At 75.0% G+C, this 14,452-nt stretch carries 14 protein-coding genes and 1 pseudogene; 7 read left to right on the plus strand and 8 right to left on the minus strand.

Features of this window, described 5'->3' with window-relative positions; all coding sequences use genetic code 11:
• Positions 1 to 125: 125 nt before the first annotated feature.
• Positions 126 to 1,277 carry a cysteine desulfurase family protein gene (locus ACGFIZ_RS16040; RefSeq protein WP_393419855.1) on the plus strand — a complete coding sequence of 384 codons (1,152 nt, stop codon included), beginning with the start codon at positions 126 to 128 and terminating at the stop codon, positions 1,275 to 1,277.
• The gene (locus tag ACGFIZ_RS16045) at positions 1,274 to 1,519 is read left to right on the plus strand and encodes a sulfurtransferase TusA family protein (protein WP_393419857.1); all 246 of its coding nucleotides are present in this window, start codon (positions 1,274 to 1,276) and stop codon (positions 1,517 to 1,519) included. Before ACGFIZ_RS16040 ends, ACGFIZ_RS16045 begins: the two co-directional genes overlap by 4 nt.
• A gap of 49 nt (positions 1,520 to 1,568) precedes the next feature.
• Here the strand turns inward: ACGFIZ_RS16045 and ACGFIZ_RS16050 are convergent, their stop codons facing one another.
• The 3 genes from ACGFIZ_RS16050 to ACGFIZ_RS16060 form a co-directional block, all read right to left on the minus strand.
• Positions 1,569 to 2,546, minus strand: coding sequence for a carbohydrate kinase family protein (locus tag ACGFIZ_RS16050; RefSeq protein ID WP_393419859.1), 978 nt, complete (start codon positions 2,544 to 2,546; stop codon positions 1,569 to 1,571).
• A gap of 280 nt (positions 2,547 to 2,826) precedes the next feature.
• Entirely contained in the window at positions 2,827 to 3,195 is a 369-nt protein-coding gene (gene erpA, locus ACGFIZ_RS16055) for an iron-sulfur cluster insertion protein ErpA (protein WP_393419861.1), read from the minus strand.
• A gap of 183 nt (positions 3,196 to 3,378) precedes the next feature.
• Entirely contained in the window at positions 3,379 to 4,515 is a 1,137-nt protein-coding gene (locus ACGFIZ_RS16060; protein ID WP_393419863.1) for a glycerate kinase, read from the minus strand.
• Positions 4,516 to 4,611: 96 nt separating this feature from the next.
• Between ACGFIZ_RS16060 and nadA the strand changes: the two genes are divergently transcribed.
• The 3 genes from nadA to ACGFIZ_RS16075 all read left to right on the plus strand — a co-directional run bounded on the left by nadA (position 4,612) and on the right by ACGFIZ_RS16075 (position 8,069).
• Complete coding sequence (gene nadA, locus ACGFIZ_RS16065; protein ID WP_393419865.1) at positions 4,612 to 5,808, plus strand: quinolinate synthase NadA; 1,197 nt, start codon at positions 4,612 to 4,614, stop codon at positions 5,806 to 5,808.
• Positions 5,809 to 6,036: 228 nt separating this feature from the next.
• On the plus strand, positions 6,037 to 7,392 hold the full coding sequence (murA, locus tag ACGFIZ_RS16070) for a UDP-N-acetylglucosamine 1-carboxyvinyltransferase (RefSeq protein ID WP_393419867.1): 1,356 nt from the start codon (positions 6,037 to 6,039) through the stop codon (positions 7,390 to 7,392).
• Between the two features lie 71 nt (positions 7,393 to 7,463).
• Complete coding sequence (locus ACGFIZ_RS16075) at positions 7,464 to 8,069, plus strand: DUF3043 domain-containing protein (RefSeq protein ID WP_347666163.1); 606 nt, start codon at positions 7,464 to 7,466, stop codon at positions 8,067 to 8,069.
• Positions 8,070 to 8,221: 152 nt separating this feature from the next.
• Here the strand turns inward: ACGFIZ_RS16075 and ACGFIZ_RS16080 are convergent, their stop codons facing one another.
• Together ACGFIZ_RS16080 and ACGFIZ_RS16085 are read right to left on the minus strand one after the other, a co-directional pair.
• A complete protein-coding gene (locus tag ACGFIZ_RS16080; protein WP_393419870.1) occupies positions 8,222 to 8,530 on the minus strand; it encodes an AzlD domain-containing protein in 309 nt (102 codons plus the stop codon).
• Positions 8,524 to 9,462: an AzlC family ABC transporter permease gene (locus ACGFIZ_RS16085; protein WP_393419872.1), complete on the minus strand. Its 939-nt coding sequence runs from the start codon at positions 9,460 to 9,462 to the stop codon at positions 8,524 to 8,526. Before ACGFIZ_RS16085 ends, ACGFIZ_RS16080 begins: the two co-directional genes overlap by 7 nt.
• A gap of 67 nt (positions 9,463 to 9,529) precedes the next feature.
• Here ACGFIZ_RS16085 and ACGFIZ_RS16090 point away from each other — a divergent pair, with 67 nt between their 5' ends.
• The gene (locus ACGFIZ_RS16090) at positions 9,530 to 10,090 is read left to right on the plus strand and encodes a helix-turn-helix domain-containing protein (RefSeq protein WP_393419874.1); all 561 of its coding nucleotides are present in this window, start codon (positions 9,530 to 9,532) and stop codon (positions 10,088 to 10,090) included.
• Positions 10,091 to 10,265: 175 nt separating this feature from the next.
• Here ACGFIZ_RS16090 and ACGFIZ_RS16095 read toward each other — a convergent pair whose 3' ends face one another.
• Genes ACGFIZ_RS16095 through ACGFIZ_RS16105 form a run of 3 tightly spaced genes read right to left on the minus strand, consistent with a single transcriptional unit; the run spans position 10,266 to position 12,941 of the window.
• Positions 10,266 to 11,267, minus strand: a complete 1,002-nt coding sequence (locus ACGFIZ_RS16095) for an ATP-binding cassette domain-containing protein (RefSeq protein ID WP_393419876.1) — start codon at positions 11,265 to 11,267, stop codon at positions 10,266 to 10,268.
• Positions 11,264 to 12,079 (minus strand): ABC transporter permease, encoded by an 816-nt coding sequence (locus ACGFIZ_RS16100; RefSeq protein WP_393419878.1) that lies wholly within the window; start codon positions 12,077 to 12,079, stop codon positions 11,264 to 11,266. The genes ACGFIZ_RS16095 and ACGFIZ_RS16100 overlap by 4 nt, the downstream gene beginning before the upstream one ends.
• A 10-nt stretch (positions 12,080 to 12,089) precedes the next feature.
• Positions 12,090 to 12,941 carry an ABC transporter permease gene (locus tag ACGFIZ_RS16105; RefSeq protein WP_393419880.1) on the minus strand — a complete coding sequence of 284 codons (852 nt, stop codon included), beginning with the start codon at positions 12,939 to 12,941 and terminating at the stop codon, positions 12,090 to 12,092.
• A 162-nt stretch (positions 12,942 to 13,103) separates the two neighbouring features.
• Here ACGFIZ_RS16105 and ACGFIZ_RS16110 point away from each other — a divergent pair.
• A pseudogene (locus tag ACGFIZ_RS16110) lies at positions 13,104 to 14,452 on the plus strand (hypothetical protein); the annotation flags it as partial.

Here is a 14,452-nt window from a genome sequence, read left to right on the forward strand (position 1 = left end):
ACCGGCGGCAAAGGCGTCACCGACGGTCGCAGATTACTCGACCATGAGCAGGCTGACCGTGTTGGGGTCGGTGTCGGCACCGATCGGGGGGATCTTGGCCGTACCGGCACGATAGCGTCGGAGTCGTGAGCGCATCCCCGGTATACCTGGACGCGGCCGCCGCCGCCCCGCTGCACCCGGTCGCCCGGCAGGCGCTGCTGGCCGCCCTCGACGACGGCTGGGCCGACCCGAACCGGCTGTACCGCCAGGCCCGCCGGGCCCGCCAGCTCCTCGACGCCGCCCGTGAGGCCGCCGCGCAGACCCTGGGCGTCCGCGCCGACGAGCTGTCCTTCACCCCCAGCGGTACGAGCGCGGCGCACTCGGCCGTGCTCGGCGGCCTGACCGGGCGACGGCGGGTGGGCGACGTCCTGGTGCACTCCGCGATCGAACACTCGGCCGTGCTGCACGCCGGCGAGCGGCACGTCGCCGCCGGCGGGACGGCGACCACCGTCCCGGTGGACCGGCTCGGCCGGCTCGACCTGGACGCCTGGTCGGCGGCCGTGGCCGCGCCCGGGGTGGCCCTCGCGGCGCTGATCGGCGCCAGCCACGAGGTGGGCACGGTGCAGCCCGTGCCGGCGGCGGCCGCCGCGTGCCGCGACGCCGGGGTGCCGCTGTACGTCGACGCGGCGCAGCTGGTGGGCCGCGTGCCGGTGCCGGCGGGCTGGTCGGTGCTGACCGCCAGCGCGCACAAGTGGGGCGGGCCGCCCGGCGTGGGGCTGCTGGTGGTGCGCAAGGGCACCCGCTGGGAGTCGCCGTGGCCGGCCGACGAGCGGGAGTCGGGGCGTACGCCCGGGGTGGTGAACCTGCCGGCGGTGGTGGCCGCGGCGGCGAGCCTGCGCGCGGCGGCGGCCGAGGCGGGGGCGGAGGCGGCGCGGCTGGCGCCGCTGGTGGACCGCATCCGCGCCCGGGTGGCGGCGGAGGTGCCGGACGTGGAGGTCGTCGGTGACCCCGTCGACCGGCTCCCCCACCTGGTGACGTTCTCCTGCCTGTACGTCGACGGCGAGGCGCTGCTGCACGCGCTGGACCGGCGGGGCTTCGCCGTCTCGTCCGGTTCCTCGTGCACGTCGTCCACGCTGCGCCCGTCACATGTGCTGGAGGCGATGGGCGTGCTCTCGCACGGCAACGTGCGGATCTCGCTGCACCGGGAGACGACGGAGGCGGAGGTGGAGCGGTTCCTCGCCGAGCTGCCCGGCCTCGTCGCCGACCTGCGCGCCGAGGCCGGGGTGACGGGGCTGTGAGCGCGGGTGACGCCGCGCCCGACGAGGTGCTCGACTGCCGGGGTCAGCGCTGCCCGCTGCCGGTGATCAAAATGGCCCGCCGGCTGCCGGAGCTGCCCGTCGGCGCGGTGCTACGGGTGCTGGCCGACGACCCGGCGGCGGCCGTCGACATCCCGGCCTGGTGCCGGATGCGCGCCCAGGACTTCCTGGCGGCCACCGGCACCCCGGACTCCCCGGCGTACGACGTCCGCCGCGCCCATTGACCCGCCGCCCCGCCGAGAGGGCGGGCGGCGGGGTCGGCGGTCGCGAGGGCTACGGGAGCAGGTGGGGACGGACGTCCTCGGCGGCGGCATCGCCGTACGACTCGGCGAGCCGCTTGACGAACACGTCGGGGCGCACCTCGTACTCCTGCGTGCCGACGGTCTCCAGCACCAACGCGGCCAGCAGCGAGCCGACCTGGGCGGCCCGCTCCAGGCCCAGGCCCCAGGAGAGGCCGGCGAAGAAGCCGGCCCGGAAGCCGTCCCCGACACCGGTCGGGTCGACCGCCTGGACCTCCCGGACGACCGGCACGTGGATCGTCCCGAAGTCCCGGCCGGCGATCTCCGCGCCGTCCTTGCCCAGCGTGGTCACCCGGATCTTCACCCGGTCCAGCAGCTGCGCGTCGGTGAGGCCGGCCTTGCTCTGCAGCAGGGACTTCTCGTACTCGTTGGTCATCAGGTACTCGGCGTCGTCGATCAGCGCCGCCACGTCCTCGCCGGACATGCGGGCGAGCTGCTGGGACGGGTCGGCCACGAACGGGTACCCGCGCTCGCGGCACTCGGCCGTGTGCCGCAGCATCGCCTCCGGGTCGTTGGCGCTGACCAGGACCAGGTCGAGCCCGCCGAGCCGCTGCGCGACCGGAGCCAGCTCGATGTTGCGGGCCTCGCTCATCGCCCCGGCGTAGAAGGAGGCGATCTGGCACATCTCGGTGTCGGTGGTGCAGACGAAGCGGGCGGTGTGGGCCACCTCGCTGACGTGCACCGAGCCGCAGTCGACGCCGTGCCGCTCCAGCCAGGAACGGTAGTCGGCGAAGTCGGCGCCGACCGCGCCGAGCAGGACCGGACGCAGGCCGAGCTGCCCCATCCCGAAGGCGATGTTGGCCGCCACCCCGCCCCGGCGCAGTACCAGGTCGTCCACCAGGAAGGACAGCGAGACCTTGTCGAGCTGGTCGGCGATGAGCTGGTCGGCGAACCGGCCGGGGAAGCTCATCAGATGGTCGGTCGCGATCGAACCGGTCACGGCGATCTTCATGTCTACCCTCGCGGTCGGGAGCACGGCGCCGGTCAGCCTACCGGGCCGGAACGAAGGCCGGAGGGGTGTCGTTCGATCGGCCGTCACGGTCCGCTCAACCCGGCGCCCACCTCCGCACGTCGGGCGGGCCGACCGGGAAGGCGTCCGCGCTGCTCGACCCGGCCAGGGACGGCGGGCCGAGAAGATCTCGGACGGTAGGGCCGCATGAAAAAAGGGACAGCGGGGCCGCCCCTGGAGGACAGGGGCGGCCCCGCCGCGCGGCCCGCCGGCCGCTGCCGGCTCAGCTGAACGAGTCGCCGCAGGCGCAGGAGTTGCCCGCGTTCGGGTTGTCGATCGTGAAGCCCTGGGCGTCGATCCGGTCGGCGAAGTCGATGGTGGCGCCGGTCAGGTAAGGGGCGCTCATCCGATCGACGACGACCTCGACGCCGTCGAAGTCGGTGACGATGTCGCCGTCGAGCGACCGCTCGTCGAAGAACAGCTGGTACCGCAGGCCGGAGCAGCCGCCCGGCTGCACCGCCACCCGGAGCCGCAGGTCGTCGCGGCCCTCCTGCTCGATCAGGGCCTGGACCTTCTGCGCCGCGACGTCGGTGAGGACGACGGTATTGGGGGCCTTGGCCTCGGTCGACTCGGTCTGCGCTGGCGTGGTCACGTGGAAGTCTCCCTGCGCGTGTGGGTCTGGACTCACTGGCCAACGCGGTACGTCGCCCGGTGATTCCCGATGTGGTCGCGACCTCGATTGTATGCCGCCCCGGGCCGGCTCACCGGATCGGCGTGACCTGCGCCCCTCGGCCGGCGCCTCCACCGCCGCGCCGCAGCGGCTGCACCCGGTCCGTCAGCGGCTCCACTGGCCTGCCAGGCGGGCGCCGAGCTGCCGCAGTCCCTCGGCCGGGCGGCTCAGCGCCGCGTCCAGCCCGCCGCGTTCCTCGCCGCCGAAGTGCTCCACCAGGCTGTACGCGTCGGTGACGCCGGCCGCCGCGGCCTCCCGGCGCCCGGTGCTCACCTGCCCCGCCAGCACGACGCACGGCACTCCCCGGTCCCGGGCGGCCCCGGCCACCCCGGCGACGACCTTGCCGCGCAGCGACTGGTGGTCGAAGGAGCCCTCGCCGGTGATCACCAGGTCGGCGGCGTCGAGCGCGGCGGGCAGCCCGATGGCCCGGGTGACCAGGCCGATCCCGGAGTCGCACCGGCCGCCGAGGGCCAGGATCGCGGCGCCGAGGCCGCCGGCCGCTCCCCCGCCGGGCAGCGCGCCGAGGCCGGCCGGGCAGCCGGGCAGGTCCCGCTCCAGGACGGCGGCGAAGCGCTCCAACGCGGCGTCGAGCAGCAGGACGTCGGACCGGGTCGCCCCCTTCTGCGGGCCGTACACGTTGCTGGCGCCGTGCAGCCCGAGTAGCGGGTTGTCCACGTCGGTGGCGGCGACCAGGGTGGCGTCGCGCAGCCGGGGCGCCCCGTCCAGCCCGGCGACGGCGGCCAGCGCCGCCCCGCCGTACGGCAGGGCCAGGCCGGCCCCGTCGAGCGGGGTGACACCGAGCGCGGTGAGCAGCCCGGCGCCGGCGTCGTTGGTGCCGGACCCGCCCAGCCCGATCACCACCGTGCGGGCGCCGCGCTCCACGGCGGCGGTGACCAGCGCGCCGAGGCCGTACGAGGTGGTGGCCTTCGGGTCGCGTTCGGCCGGCTCGAGCAGGTGCAGCCCGCAGGCCTGGGCGCTCTCCACGTACGCCGTGCCGTCGTCGGTGAGCAGGATCTCACCCTCGGCCGGCCGGCCGAGGGGGTCGACGGTCGGCACCGGCACCCGGCGACCGCCCAGCGCGTCGGCGAGGACGGCGACGAAGCCGGGGCCGCCGTCGGCGAGGGGCCGGATGAGCAGTTCGTCCGCCTCGGCCACCTCCCGCCAGCCCTCGGCCACCGCGGCGGCCACCTCTGGGGCGGGCAGGGTACCGGCGAACTTGTCCGGGCAGAGCAGCACGCGCATGCCGAGCAGTGTGTCAGGCCACACCGGCGTCCGGGGAGTGCGGCAGGCCACATCGGCCGATGCCGTGCGGCGGCGGTGCTGTGGGACCATTTGGACGTGACTTCGACCTGGGTGGAACCCTCCAACACCGCGACGGCCCTGCTTCTGCTCGGCCGCGGCAGCGACCCCGCCACCGAGCGTGGCGTGGAGTGTCCGGGCGACCTGCCGGCGCCCAGCGACCCCGACCTGGTGGCCCGGGCCGCGGCGGCGAAGGCCGCCCTCGGCGACCGGGTCTTCGTGCTCGGCCACCACTACCAGCGCGACGAGGTGATCCAGTTCGCCGACGTGACCGGCGACTCGTTCAAGCTGGCCCGGGAGGCGGCGGCCCGGCCGGACGCGGAGTACATCGTCTTCTGCGGCGTGCACTTCATGGCCGAGAGCGCCGACATCCTCACCTCCGACAGCCAGAAGGTCGTCCTGCCCGACCTGGCCGCCGGCTGCTCGATGGCGGACATGGCGGTGCTGTCGCAGGTCGAGACGGCCTGGGACGTGCTGACCGAGCTGGGCGTCGCGCAGGACGTCGTCCCGGTGACGTACATGAACTCCTCGGCGGACATCAAGGGCTTCGTCGGCCGGCGCGGCGGGGTGGTCTGCACCTCGTCGAACGCGCGGCGGGCACTGGACTGGGCGTACCGGCAGGGGTCGAAGGTGCTCTTCCTGCCCGACCAGCACCTCGGGCGGAACACCGCCGTGCTGGAGCTGGGTCTCTCGCTCGACGACTGCGTGCTCTACGACCCGCACAAGCCGAACGGCGGGCTCACCCCGCAGCAGCTGCGGGACGCGAAGATGATCCTGTGGCGCGGGCACTGCTCGGTGCACGGCCGGTTCACCCTCGACAGCGTCAACGACGTACGGGAGCGGGTGCCGGGGGTCAACGTGCTGGTCCACCCCGAGTGCCGGCACGAGGTGGTCACCGCCGCCGACCTCGTGGGCTCGACCGAGTACATCATCAGGGCCATCGAGGCCGCGCCGGCCGGTTCGGCCTGGGCGGTCGGGACGGAGCTGAACCTGGTCCGGCGGCTGGCGCTGGCCCACCCGGACAAGCAGATCATGTTCCTGGACCGGGCCGTCTGCTACTGCTCGACCATGAACCGGATCGACCTGCCGCACCTGGTCTGGGCCCTGGAGGAGCTGGTGGCCGGACGGGTGGTCAACCAGATCACGGTGGACGCGGACACCGCCCGGCACGCCCGGGCGGCCCTGGACCAGATGCTCGCGCTCCCGGGGGCGGACACCCCGCCGCCGGTCGCCTGATCGCCCCTGCGCGACAAGGCTGGGACGAATACGCACCTCGCACCCCGATTTCCGCCCTGGGGGGCGATGTGCCCGAGTCCATTCGTGCCACGGAGGGCTATGCTGCCGGGGCGACGGCACACGCGGCTCCGTTCACCGTCGGCGTTTACCGTCGGCCGCGTCGCGGGTACCAGCAGCGAACGCCCGCATCACCATCAACACGGCAGCACCGACGCGCTGGAGGTTGCGTTGACCGACGACGTCCTGGTCGTACACGGAGGCACCCCGCTGGAAGGGCGGATCCGCGTGCGCGGCGCGAAGAACCTGGTGTCCAAGGCGATGGTCGCCGCCCTGCTGGGCGACAGCCCCAGCCGGTTGTTCGACGTGCCGCGGATCCGCGACGTCGAGGTCGTCCGGGGGCTGCTCGGCCTGCACGGGGTCAAGGTGACCGACGGCGACGAGGACGGGGAGCTGGTCTTCGACCCGGCCAACGTCGAGAGCGCCAGCACCGACCAGATCAACGTGCACGCCGGCTCCAGCCGCATCCCGATCCTGTTCTGCGGGCCGCTGCTGCACCGGCTGGGCCACGCTTTCATCCCGGACCTGGGCGGCTGCCACATCGGGCCGCGGCCGATCGACTTCCACCTCCAGGCGCTGCGGGAGTTCGGTGCGACGGTCGAGAAGCGGCCGGAGGGGCTGCACCTGTCCGCCCCGAACGGGCTGCACGGGACGAAGTTCGCCCTGCCGTACCCGAGCGTCGGCGCCACCGAGCAGGTGCTGCTCACCGCCGTGATGGCCGAGGGCGTGACCGAGCTGCGCAACGCCGCCGTGGAGCCGGAGATCATCGACCTGATCTGCGTGCTGCAGAAGATGGGCGCGATCATCAAGGTGCACACCGACCGGGTGATCGAGATCCAGGGCGTGCCGAAGCTGCACGGCTACACCCACCGGCCGATTCCGGACCGGATCGAGGCGGCGAGCTGGGCGGCGGCGGCGCTGGCCACCCGCGGCCACGTCGAGGTTCTCGGCGCCCAGCAGGCCGACATGATGACCTTCCTGAACATCTTCCGCTCGGTCGGCGGCGAGTACGAGGTCACCGACGTCCGGCCGCCGCGGCTCGGTCGGCCGGGCCAGGAGGGCGGCATCCGGTTCTGGCACCCGGGTGGCGAGCTGAAGTCCGTCGCCCTGGAGACCGACGTGCACCCGGGCTTCATGACCGACTGGCAGCAGCCGCTGGTCGTGGCGCTGACCCAGGCCCGGGGCCTGTCGATCGTCCACGAGACGGTGTACGAGCAGCGCCTCGGCTACACCTCGGCGCTCAACTCGATGGGCGCCAACATCCAGGTCTACCGGGACTGCCTCGGCGGCACCCCGTGCCGCTTCGGCCGGCGCAACTTCAAGCACTCCGCGGTGATCGCCGGCCCGAGCAAGCTGCACGCGGCCGACCTGGTCATCCCGGACCTGCGGGCCGGGTTCAGCCACCTGATCGCCGCGCTCGCCGCCGACGGCACCTCCCGGGTGTACGGCGTCGACCTGATCAACCGGGGCTACGAGGACTTCGAGGCCAAGCTGGCCGACCTCGGTGCCCACGTCGAGCGGCCGTAATCTCGCTCACTCCCCGGCGCCCGGTGCACCGCGATGTGCACCGGGCTCCGGGGTTTGGCTACCCTTGCCGCGTGCCGCTGTTTCGCCGCAAGTCCGCCACCCTCGTCGACGAGCCCGTCACCACCGTGACGCCCGACGAGGAGTCCGTCGCCGCCCGTTCCCGGGGCTACACCCCGAGCAAGAAGGAGCTGGGCCAGGCGACGCCCAAGCGTCCGGTGGCCGGTCGCCGGCCGGCCGGCGCGACCAAGCCGCTGAGCAAGGAGGAGGCGCGGGAGCGCCGCCGGCAACTGCGGGCGGAGGCGGCGGCCGAGTTCCGGCGCGAGGGCGGCCCGCGCGACCGCGGCCCGGAGCGGCTGCTGGCCCGCAACGTGGTCGACTCCCGCCGTACGGTGGGCACCTGGTTCTTCGGCGGCGCGCTGATCGTGCTGCTCGGCTCCAACCAGGCCATGCCGCCGGTCGTCCGGCTGGTCTCGAACATCCTCTGGGGCGCGCTCGCCCTGGGCGTGGTGATCGACTCGTTCCTGATCAGCCGCCGGATCAAGAAGCTGGTCCGGGAGCGGTTCCCGAAGACGGACCAGCGGCTCGGCTCGCTCTACCTGTACGCGATCATGCGGTCGATCACGTTCCGCCGGATGCGCGCCCCGGCTCCCCAGGTGGAGATCGGCCAGGCCATCTGAGCCGGCCCGGCCGCTGTGGAGCTGCCCGCACAGACGGGGCAGTAGCGCCCCGAATCCCCTTCCCGCGAGCGCGGGAAGGGGATTCGTCGTTTTCCGGGGCGGCCGGGACAGGGCACGCTCTCTCCGGGGCCGCTCTTTCCGGGGCGGCCGGGTCAGGGCACGCCGAGCAGGCGGAGCAGCGCGGCCGTCCCGGCCGCCGCGACCACCACCAGGACGAACGGCGCCCGGCGCCAGGCGAGCAGCACGCCCACCAGCACCCCCGCGGGCCGGGCGTAACCGGCGAAGCCGGCGGCCTCGGTCAGCGCGGCGGTCGCGGCGAGCGCGGCCAGCAGGGTCGCGGCACCGACGGGCAGCAGCCGCCGGGACCACCCGGGCAGGTCCAGCCGGTCCCGCAGCAGCACCCCCGCGACGCGGAAGCCGTACGTGCCGGCGGCCAGGGCGAGGATCACGGCGATCAGCACGACGCCTCCCCCGCCCGGACGACCTGTCCCGCCCCGACCTCCCCTACGGAACCGTCGGCGCCGCCCGCCGAGTCGGACCGGTCGGCAATGCCCCCCGGATCGGGGCCGTAGGCACCGACCGCCGGATCGGACCGGTCGGCGCCGCCCACCGGATCGGGGCCATCGACGCCGCCCACCGGATCGGGGCCATCGACGCCGCCCACCGGATCGGGGCCATCGACGCCACCCGCCGGATCGGGGCCGCCCGGCTCGCCGGCGCGGGTCGGCCTGTGGCGTACCGCCGGCACGACCAGCGCGCCGAGCGCGAGCAGGACCGGCAGTCCGGCCGGCAGCACCGGGGTGGCCAGGACCGCCAGAGCCGCGCCGCCCAGCGCCACCAGGCGGGTCTCCCGGTCGCGCAGCGCCGGCAGCAGCAGGGCGACCAGCCCGGCGGGAAAGGCCGCGTCCAGTCCCAGGGCCGCGGGGTCCCCGGCCGCGCCGCCGAGGAAGACGCCGAGCACGGTGCCGGCGTTCCAGGCCAGGAACAGCAGCGTCCCGGCGAGCCAGAACGCGCGCCGGCGGGGCTCGCCGGCCGGCCGGGCCAGCGCGAAGGCGGTCGCCTCGTCGGTCATCAGGTGACTGCCGAGCAGCCGCTGCCAGCGCCGCCGGCTGAGGGTGTCGCCGAGCGCCAGTCCGAACGGCAGGTGCCGGGCGTTGAGCAGCAGGCCGGCCGTGACGGCGGCGAGCGGGCTGCCGGCGGCGACGAGGCCCACCGCCATGAACTGCGCGCCCCCGGCGTAGAGGACGACGGACATGGCGACGGGGGCCCAGGCCGGCAGGCCCGCCGCCACCGCCACCGCGCCGAACGAGGCGCCGACCGCGACCATCGCCGCCCCGACGGCGGCGACGTCGCGGAGCACGCCGCCGTCCACCGTTCGATCAAACGTACGCATGGTCCGTTATGATGAACGCAGGCCAGAGTGTTCGTCAAACCGAACAACCCGACCGATGGAGCGAACATTGACCGTGGACCCCGCTCCGCCGCTGCCCACCATCGCGGCCGCCCTGCGCCGCGAACGCGACCGGGCCGGCATCTCGCTGACCGAGCTGGCCCGACGGGCCGGCATCGCCAAGTCCACCCTCTCCCAGCTCGAATCCGGCACGGGAAACCCCAGCGTGGAGACGCTGTGGGCGCTGGGGGTGGCCCTCGGGGTGCCGTTCAGCCGCCTGGTCGAGCCGCCCGCTGCGGCCGTACGGGTCGTCCGCGCCGGCGAGGGCCCGCGCATCCGGTCCGAGCACGCCGACTTCACCGGCACCCTGCTCGCCGCCGGCTCGGCGCACGCCCGGCGCGACCTGTACGTCCTCGAGCTGGAGCCGGGCGCCGTCCGCGTCGCCGACCCGCACACCCCGCGCAGCGTGGAGCACGTCGTGGTGGCCGCCGGGCGGCTGCGCGTCGGCCCGGAGTCGGAGCTGGTCGAGCTGGGGCCGGGCGACTACGCCACGTTCCCGGGCGACGCGCCGCACCGGTACGAGGCCCTCGCCCCGGGCACCTTCGCGGTCCTGGTGATGGAGCACCCGTAAGCGAGACCCAACCCGCAGGATCGCCACAGCGCCGTCGCCACCGTGGCCGGCCCCGGGCCGTCCTTCCGCCCCCGCCCGGACAAGAGCCGCACAACTTCAGGGAAACTGTGGCCACGGCGTGCGACGAGGGGACAGTTTCCCCGAAAGTGCGACCTCGGCCGGCGGGAGCCCTTTCTCACCGACCGTAGAGGCGGGCGACGACCTCCTCGATGTCCGGCTCGACGATCGAGATGTCGCGCAGGGTGGCCAGCCCGGCCAGACCCGCCACCACCTCGGCGGCGGTCGCCGACTCCAGCGCGTAGACGAGCCGGTGCCCGTCGGCCTCGACCCGACGCAGCGGCGCGCCCGGCAGCACCGGCGGCTCCGGCAGGGCGGTGTCCAGGTCGGCGACGACGAGTCGGCGGGAGCCGTACCGGTCGTGCAGCGCGGCGATCGAGCCGTCGTGCACGACCCGGCCGTGGTCGATCACCACCAGCCGCCGGCAGAGCCGCTCGATGTCGGCCAGGTCGTGGGTGGTGAGCACGAGGGTGGTGTCGCCGGCCCGGCCCAGCTCGGCGAGGAAGCCGCGCACCGCCTGCTTGCTCACCACGTCCAACCCGATCGTCGGCTCGTCGAGGAACAGCACCTCCGGGCCGTGCAGCAGGGCCGCGGTCAGCTCGCCGCGCATCCGCTGCCCGAGGGAGAGCTGGCGGACCGGGGTGTCCAGGAACCCGTCCAGGTCGAGCAGGTCCCGGCAGCGGCGCAGCCGGGCGGCGTGCTCGGCGGCCGGCACCCGGTAGACGTGCCGGAGCAGGTCGAACGAGTCCCGCAGCGGCAGGTCCCACCAGAGCTGGGAACGCTGGCCGAAGACCACGCCGATGCGCAGCGCCAGCCGGGTGCGCTGCGGCACCGGGCGCAGGCCGCAGACGCGCACCTCCCCGGCCGACGGCGCGAGCACGCCGGTGAGCATCTTCAGGGTGGTGGACTTGCCGGCGCCGTTCGGGCCGATGTAGCCGAGCATCTCGCCCCGGGCGACCCGCAGGTCGATCCCGTCGACCGCGCTCACGACCCGCTTCTCCCGGCGCAGCCGTCCGGCCCGAACCCGGACCGTGAACTCCTTGCGCAGGCCGCGCACGTCGATGACGTCCGCCGTCGACGAGCCCGATGCCTCGCGTACCGTGCTGACCTCAGCGCTCACGATCCCGTACTCCGGTAGTGTCGGACACCGACCCGCCAGGCCACCGCCGCGCCCGCCGCGGCGACCAGCGCGACCGCCGGCGAGGCCCAGCCGGCCCACGCCGGCAGGCCGAGCGGGTCGGCCCGGCCGAGCAGCGCCGGCTGGTAGCTGACGAAGGCGAACCCCGTCCCGTACGCGAACAGCGCCCGGAACCAGCCGCCGTAGACCGTGACGGGGTACGACGTGAAGTCGCGCCCGCCGTAGGTGAGCGAGTTGGCCAACTCCCCCGACTCGGTCCAGTAGAACGAGACGGTGGCGGTGGCCACGAAGACCGAGCCGAAGAAGACCACCCCGGCCACCGGGGCGAGCAGCAGCAGCGCCACCCGGCCCGGGGTCCAGTCGACGCCCGCCGAGGCGACCGCCACCGCCAGCACGGACAGGCCCAGGACCGCCCGGGACACCTTGCGCAGGGGAAGGTCCATCAGCAGCAGCTGCGGCAGCGCCCCGAGCGGGCGGACCAGCACGGCGTCCAGCAGGCCGGTGCGCACGTACCGGGGCAGCCGCTCGATGTTGCCGACCAGCAGGTCGGCGGTGGCGAACGCGAAGGCGGAGAGCCCGACCATCACCATGGCCTCGCGGAGCGTGAACCCGCCCAGCTCCCGGGTCACCCCGAACAGCACCAGGACGGTCACCACGTCGAAGAGGGTCGCCCCCACGTTGCCGACGAGATCCACCACGAACGACGTCCGGTACGCGGTCTGCGAGCGGGCCTGAGCCCCGAGCAGCGCCCGGTACGCGGCCAGCCGCCCGGGCGGGCGCGCCCGTCGGGTCACGGTCCCCGCCTCAGCCACCCTGCACCACCAGCCGGCGCTCGGCGCGGCGCTGCACCAGCCGGCACAGGCCCAGCACCGCCGCCGCCCAGCAGACCTGCACCCCGACCAGCCCGAGCTGGACCGGGGTGGGATCGCGTTCGACCAGCACGTCGAGCGGCGTCTGGAACAGGCTCGGGAACGGGGTGCCCAGCTGCACCGCCAGGTACAGCCAGTCGGGCAGGAAGCGCAGCGGAAAGTAGAGCCCGGCGAGCACCCCGGAGGCGAGGGCCCACAGGACCAACGGGCCGCGGGCGTCGTCCAGCCAGTACGCGGTGGCGTTGACCAGGAACCGGCAGCCGAAGCAGAGCACCACCGCGACCAGCACGGAGAGCGCGAACAGCGGCACGGTCGACCAGCGGGCCGGCAGGTGCACGGGAAAGAAGATCGGGCCGACCAGCAGCGGGGGCACCAGCCTGGACACGCAGGCCCAGCCGGCCCGGCCGAGGTCCGTGGCGAGGTAGCTGGTCACCGGGTGCACCGGCCGGAGCAGGTCACTGGCCACCTCGCCGGTGCGGATCCGGTCGGCCAGGTCCGTCCAGCCCCAGAGCAGGATGACCGCCAGCAGGCCCTGCCCGGCCCAGACGAAGGAGGCGAGCTGCCCCCGGTCGTACCCGCCCGCGACGCCGGCCGCGCCCGCCACGGCCAGCAGGACGTAGCAGCGCAGGAAGCCGAACACGGCGTTGGTGGCCGCGCCGGCGAGCGCGGCCTGCCGGTACGTGGCGTATCGCCGGAATCCTGAGACCGTTATAGCTAGGAATGTCCGAAACCATGGGATAACGTTTGAGCCGGTGGACCGTGCCACAGTGGCGGTGACAGAGCCCACGCCGTTACCCTCCTTCCGCAGCCACGCCAACGCCGGACCGAGTGACCTTACCGGCAGGTGAGACGCCGAGCGCGACAATTACCAACGAGGTGACATCGCCGTGAGCGAGCGACGCGAGCCGGGCAACGGGGCGCGCCACGCGGGCGGCGACGGGGCCTCGCCATGAGTGGCGGCTACTTCGACCGCTGGCGCGACCCGGCCGAGCCGTCCTGGGTCTTCGAGACCACCTCCGAGTGGCACCCCCAGTTCCCCGGACAGCGATACCCCGGCGACATCGGCCTGCGGCAGCCGCCCCCGGCGCAGACCCGGGGACGCGCCGCCGCCGTCGGCCGCGCCGAGGTGCACCCCGGCAAGCCCGCCTCCGACCACCGTCCGGTGAGCCCGGCCCCCGGCGGGCGCGACGCGGCGTACCCCGACCGGTGGGACGACCGCCGGGGCGACCGCGACGACCTCGCCCGGCGCGGGTGGGACGACGACCGCGCCGGGCCGCGCCGGCCGGACAACCGTCCGGGCCGGGCCGGAAACGGCTGGGCCGGCGCGCCCACGGACCGCGGCGGCCAGTTCGAGGACCGCCCTCACCGGCACGACGAGCGGGGCTTCGGTCACCAGGGCCGGCCCGGCCGTCGCGACGAGCGTTTTCCCGGCTATGACGACCGGGCCCCCGGCCACGGATACGAGGACCGGGCGGCCGGCCCCGACGACCAACGCGGCCCCGACGACCGGCGAAGCCATGACGACCGGCGAAGCCATGACGACCGGCGCGCCGGTGACGGCCGGCGAAGCCATGACGACCGGCGCGCCGGCGACGGCCGGTGGCGGGGCGACGAGCACCGGTCCGGGCGCCCCGGCCCGGGCGGTCGATTCCCGGCCGACGACGACCGTCAGCGCGTTCCGCCGGAGAGCGCCTGGCACCGCGACCGACGCCCGGAGGCGCCGGTCGGCCCGTACCCGCCGCGCCGCCCGCAGCGGGACGCGCCCGACGGGTACGACCGGCGCGGGCCGGAGTGGACACCGGACCGGAACGCCGCCGCCTGGCACGGCGACCCGTACGACCAGCGCCGCCCCGGCGAGGGACGCCACCCGCGCCCCGCCGAGGCGCCCAACCCGGTCTCCCCCGCGCCACCGCGCGGAGAGCCGGTCTCCCCCGCGCCACCGCGCGGAGAGCCGGTCTCCCCCGCGCCACCGCGCGGAGAGCCGGTCTCCCCCGCGCCACCACGCGGCGAGCCGGTCTCCCCCGCGCCACCACGCGGCGAGCCGGTCTCCCCCGCGCCACCACGCGGAGAGCCGGTCTCCCCCGCGCCACCACGCGGAGAGGCGGGATGGCTGCCCGAGCCGGACGAGGGCCCGTACCGGACGTACGACCGGACGGGCAGCGAGCGGCCCGGCCCGGACAGCTGGGGGCAGGACCGCCGCCGCCCCGCCCCGGACCGGGCCGACCGGCCGGCACCGGACCGGGATGGCCGGCCGGCACCGGACCGGGATGGCCGGCCGGCACCGGACCGGGATGGCCG

This window comes from Micromonospora sp. NPDC048830 (genome assembly GCF_043198215.1).
Lineage (GTDB): Bacteria > Actinomycetota > Actinomycetes > Mycobacteriales > Micromonosporaceae > Micromonospora.

Bases quoted from the DNA above. Each gene is read 5' to 3' on its own strand.
- ACGFIZ_RS16050 (WP_393419859.1), bottom strand. From the start codon at position 2,546: ATGAAGATCGCCGTGACCGGTTCGATCGCGACCGACCATCTGATGAGC.
- ACGFIZ_RS16060 (WP_393419863.1), bottom strand. From the start codon at position 4,515: ATGCGCGTGCTGCTCTGCCCGGACAAGTTCGCCGGTACCCTGCCCGCC.
- ACGFIZ_RS16085 (WP_393419872.1), bottom strand. From the start codon at position 9,462: ATGCGTACGTTTGATCGAACGGTGGACGGCGGCGTGCTCCGCGACGTC.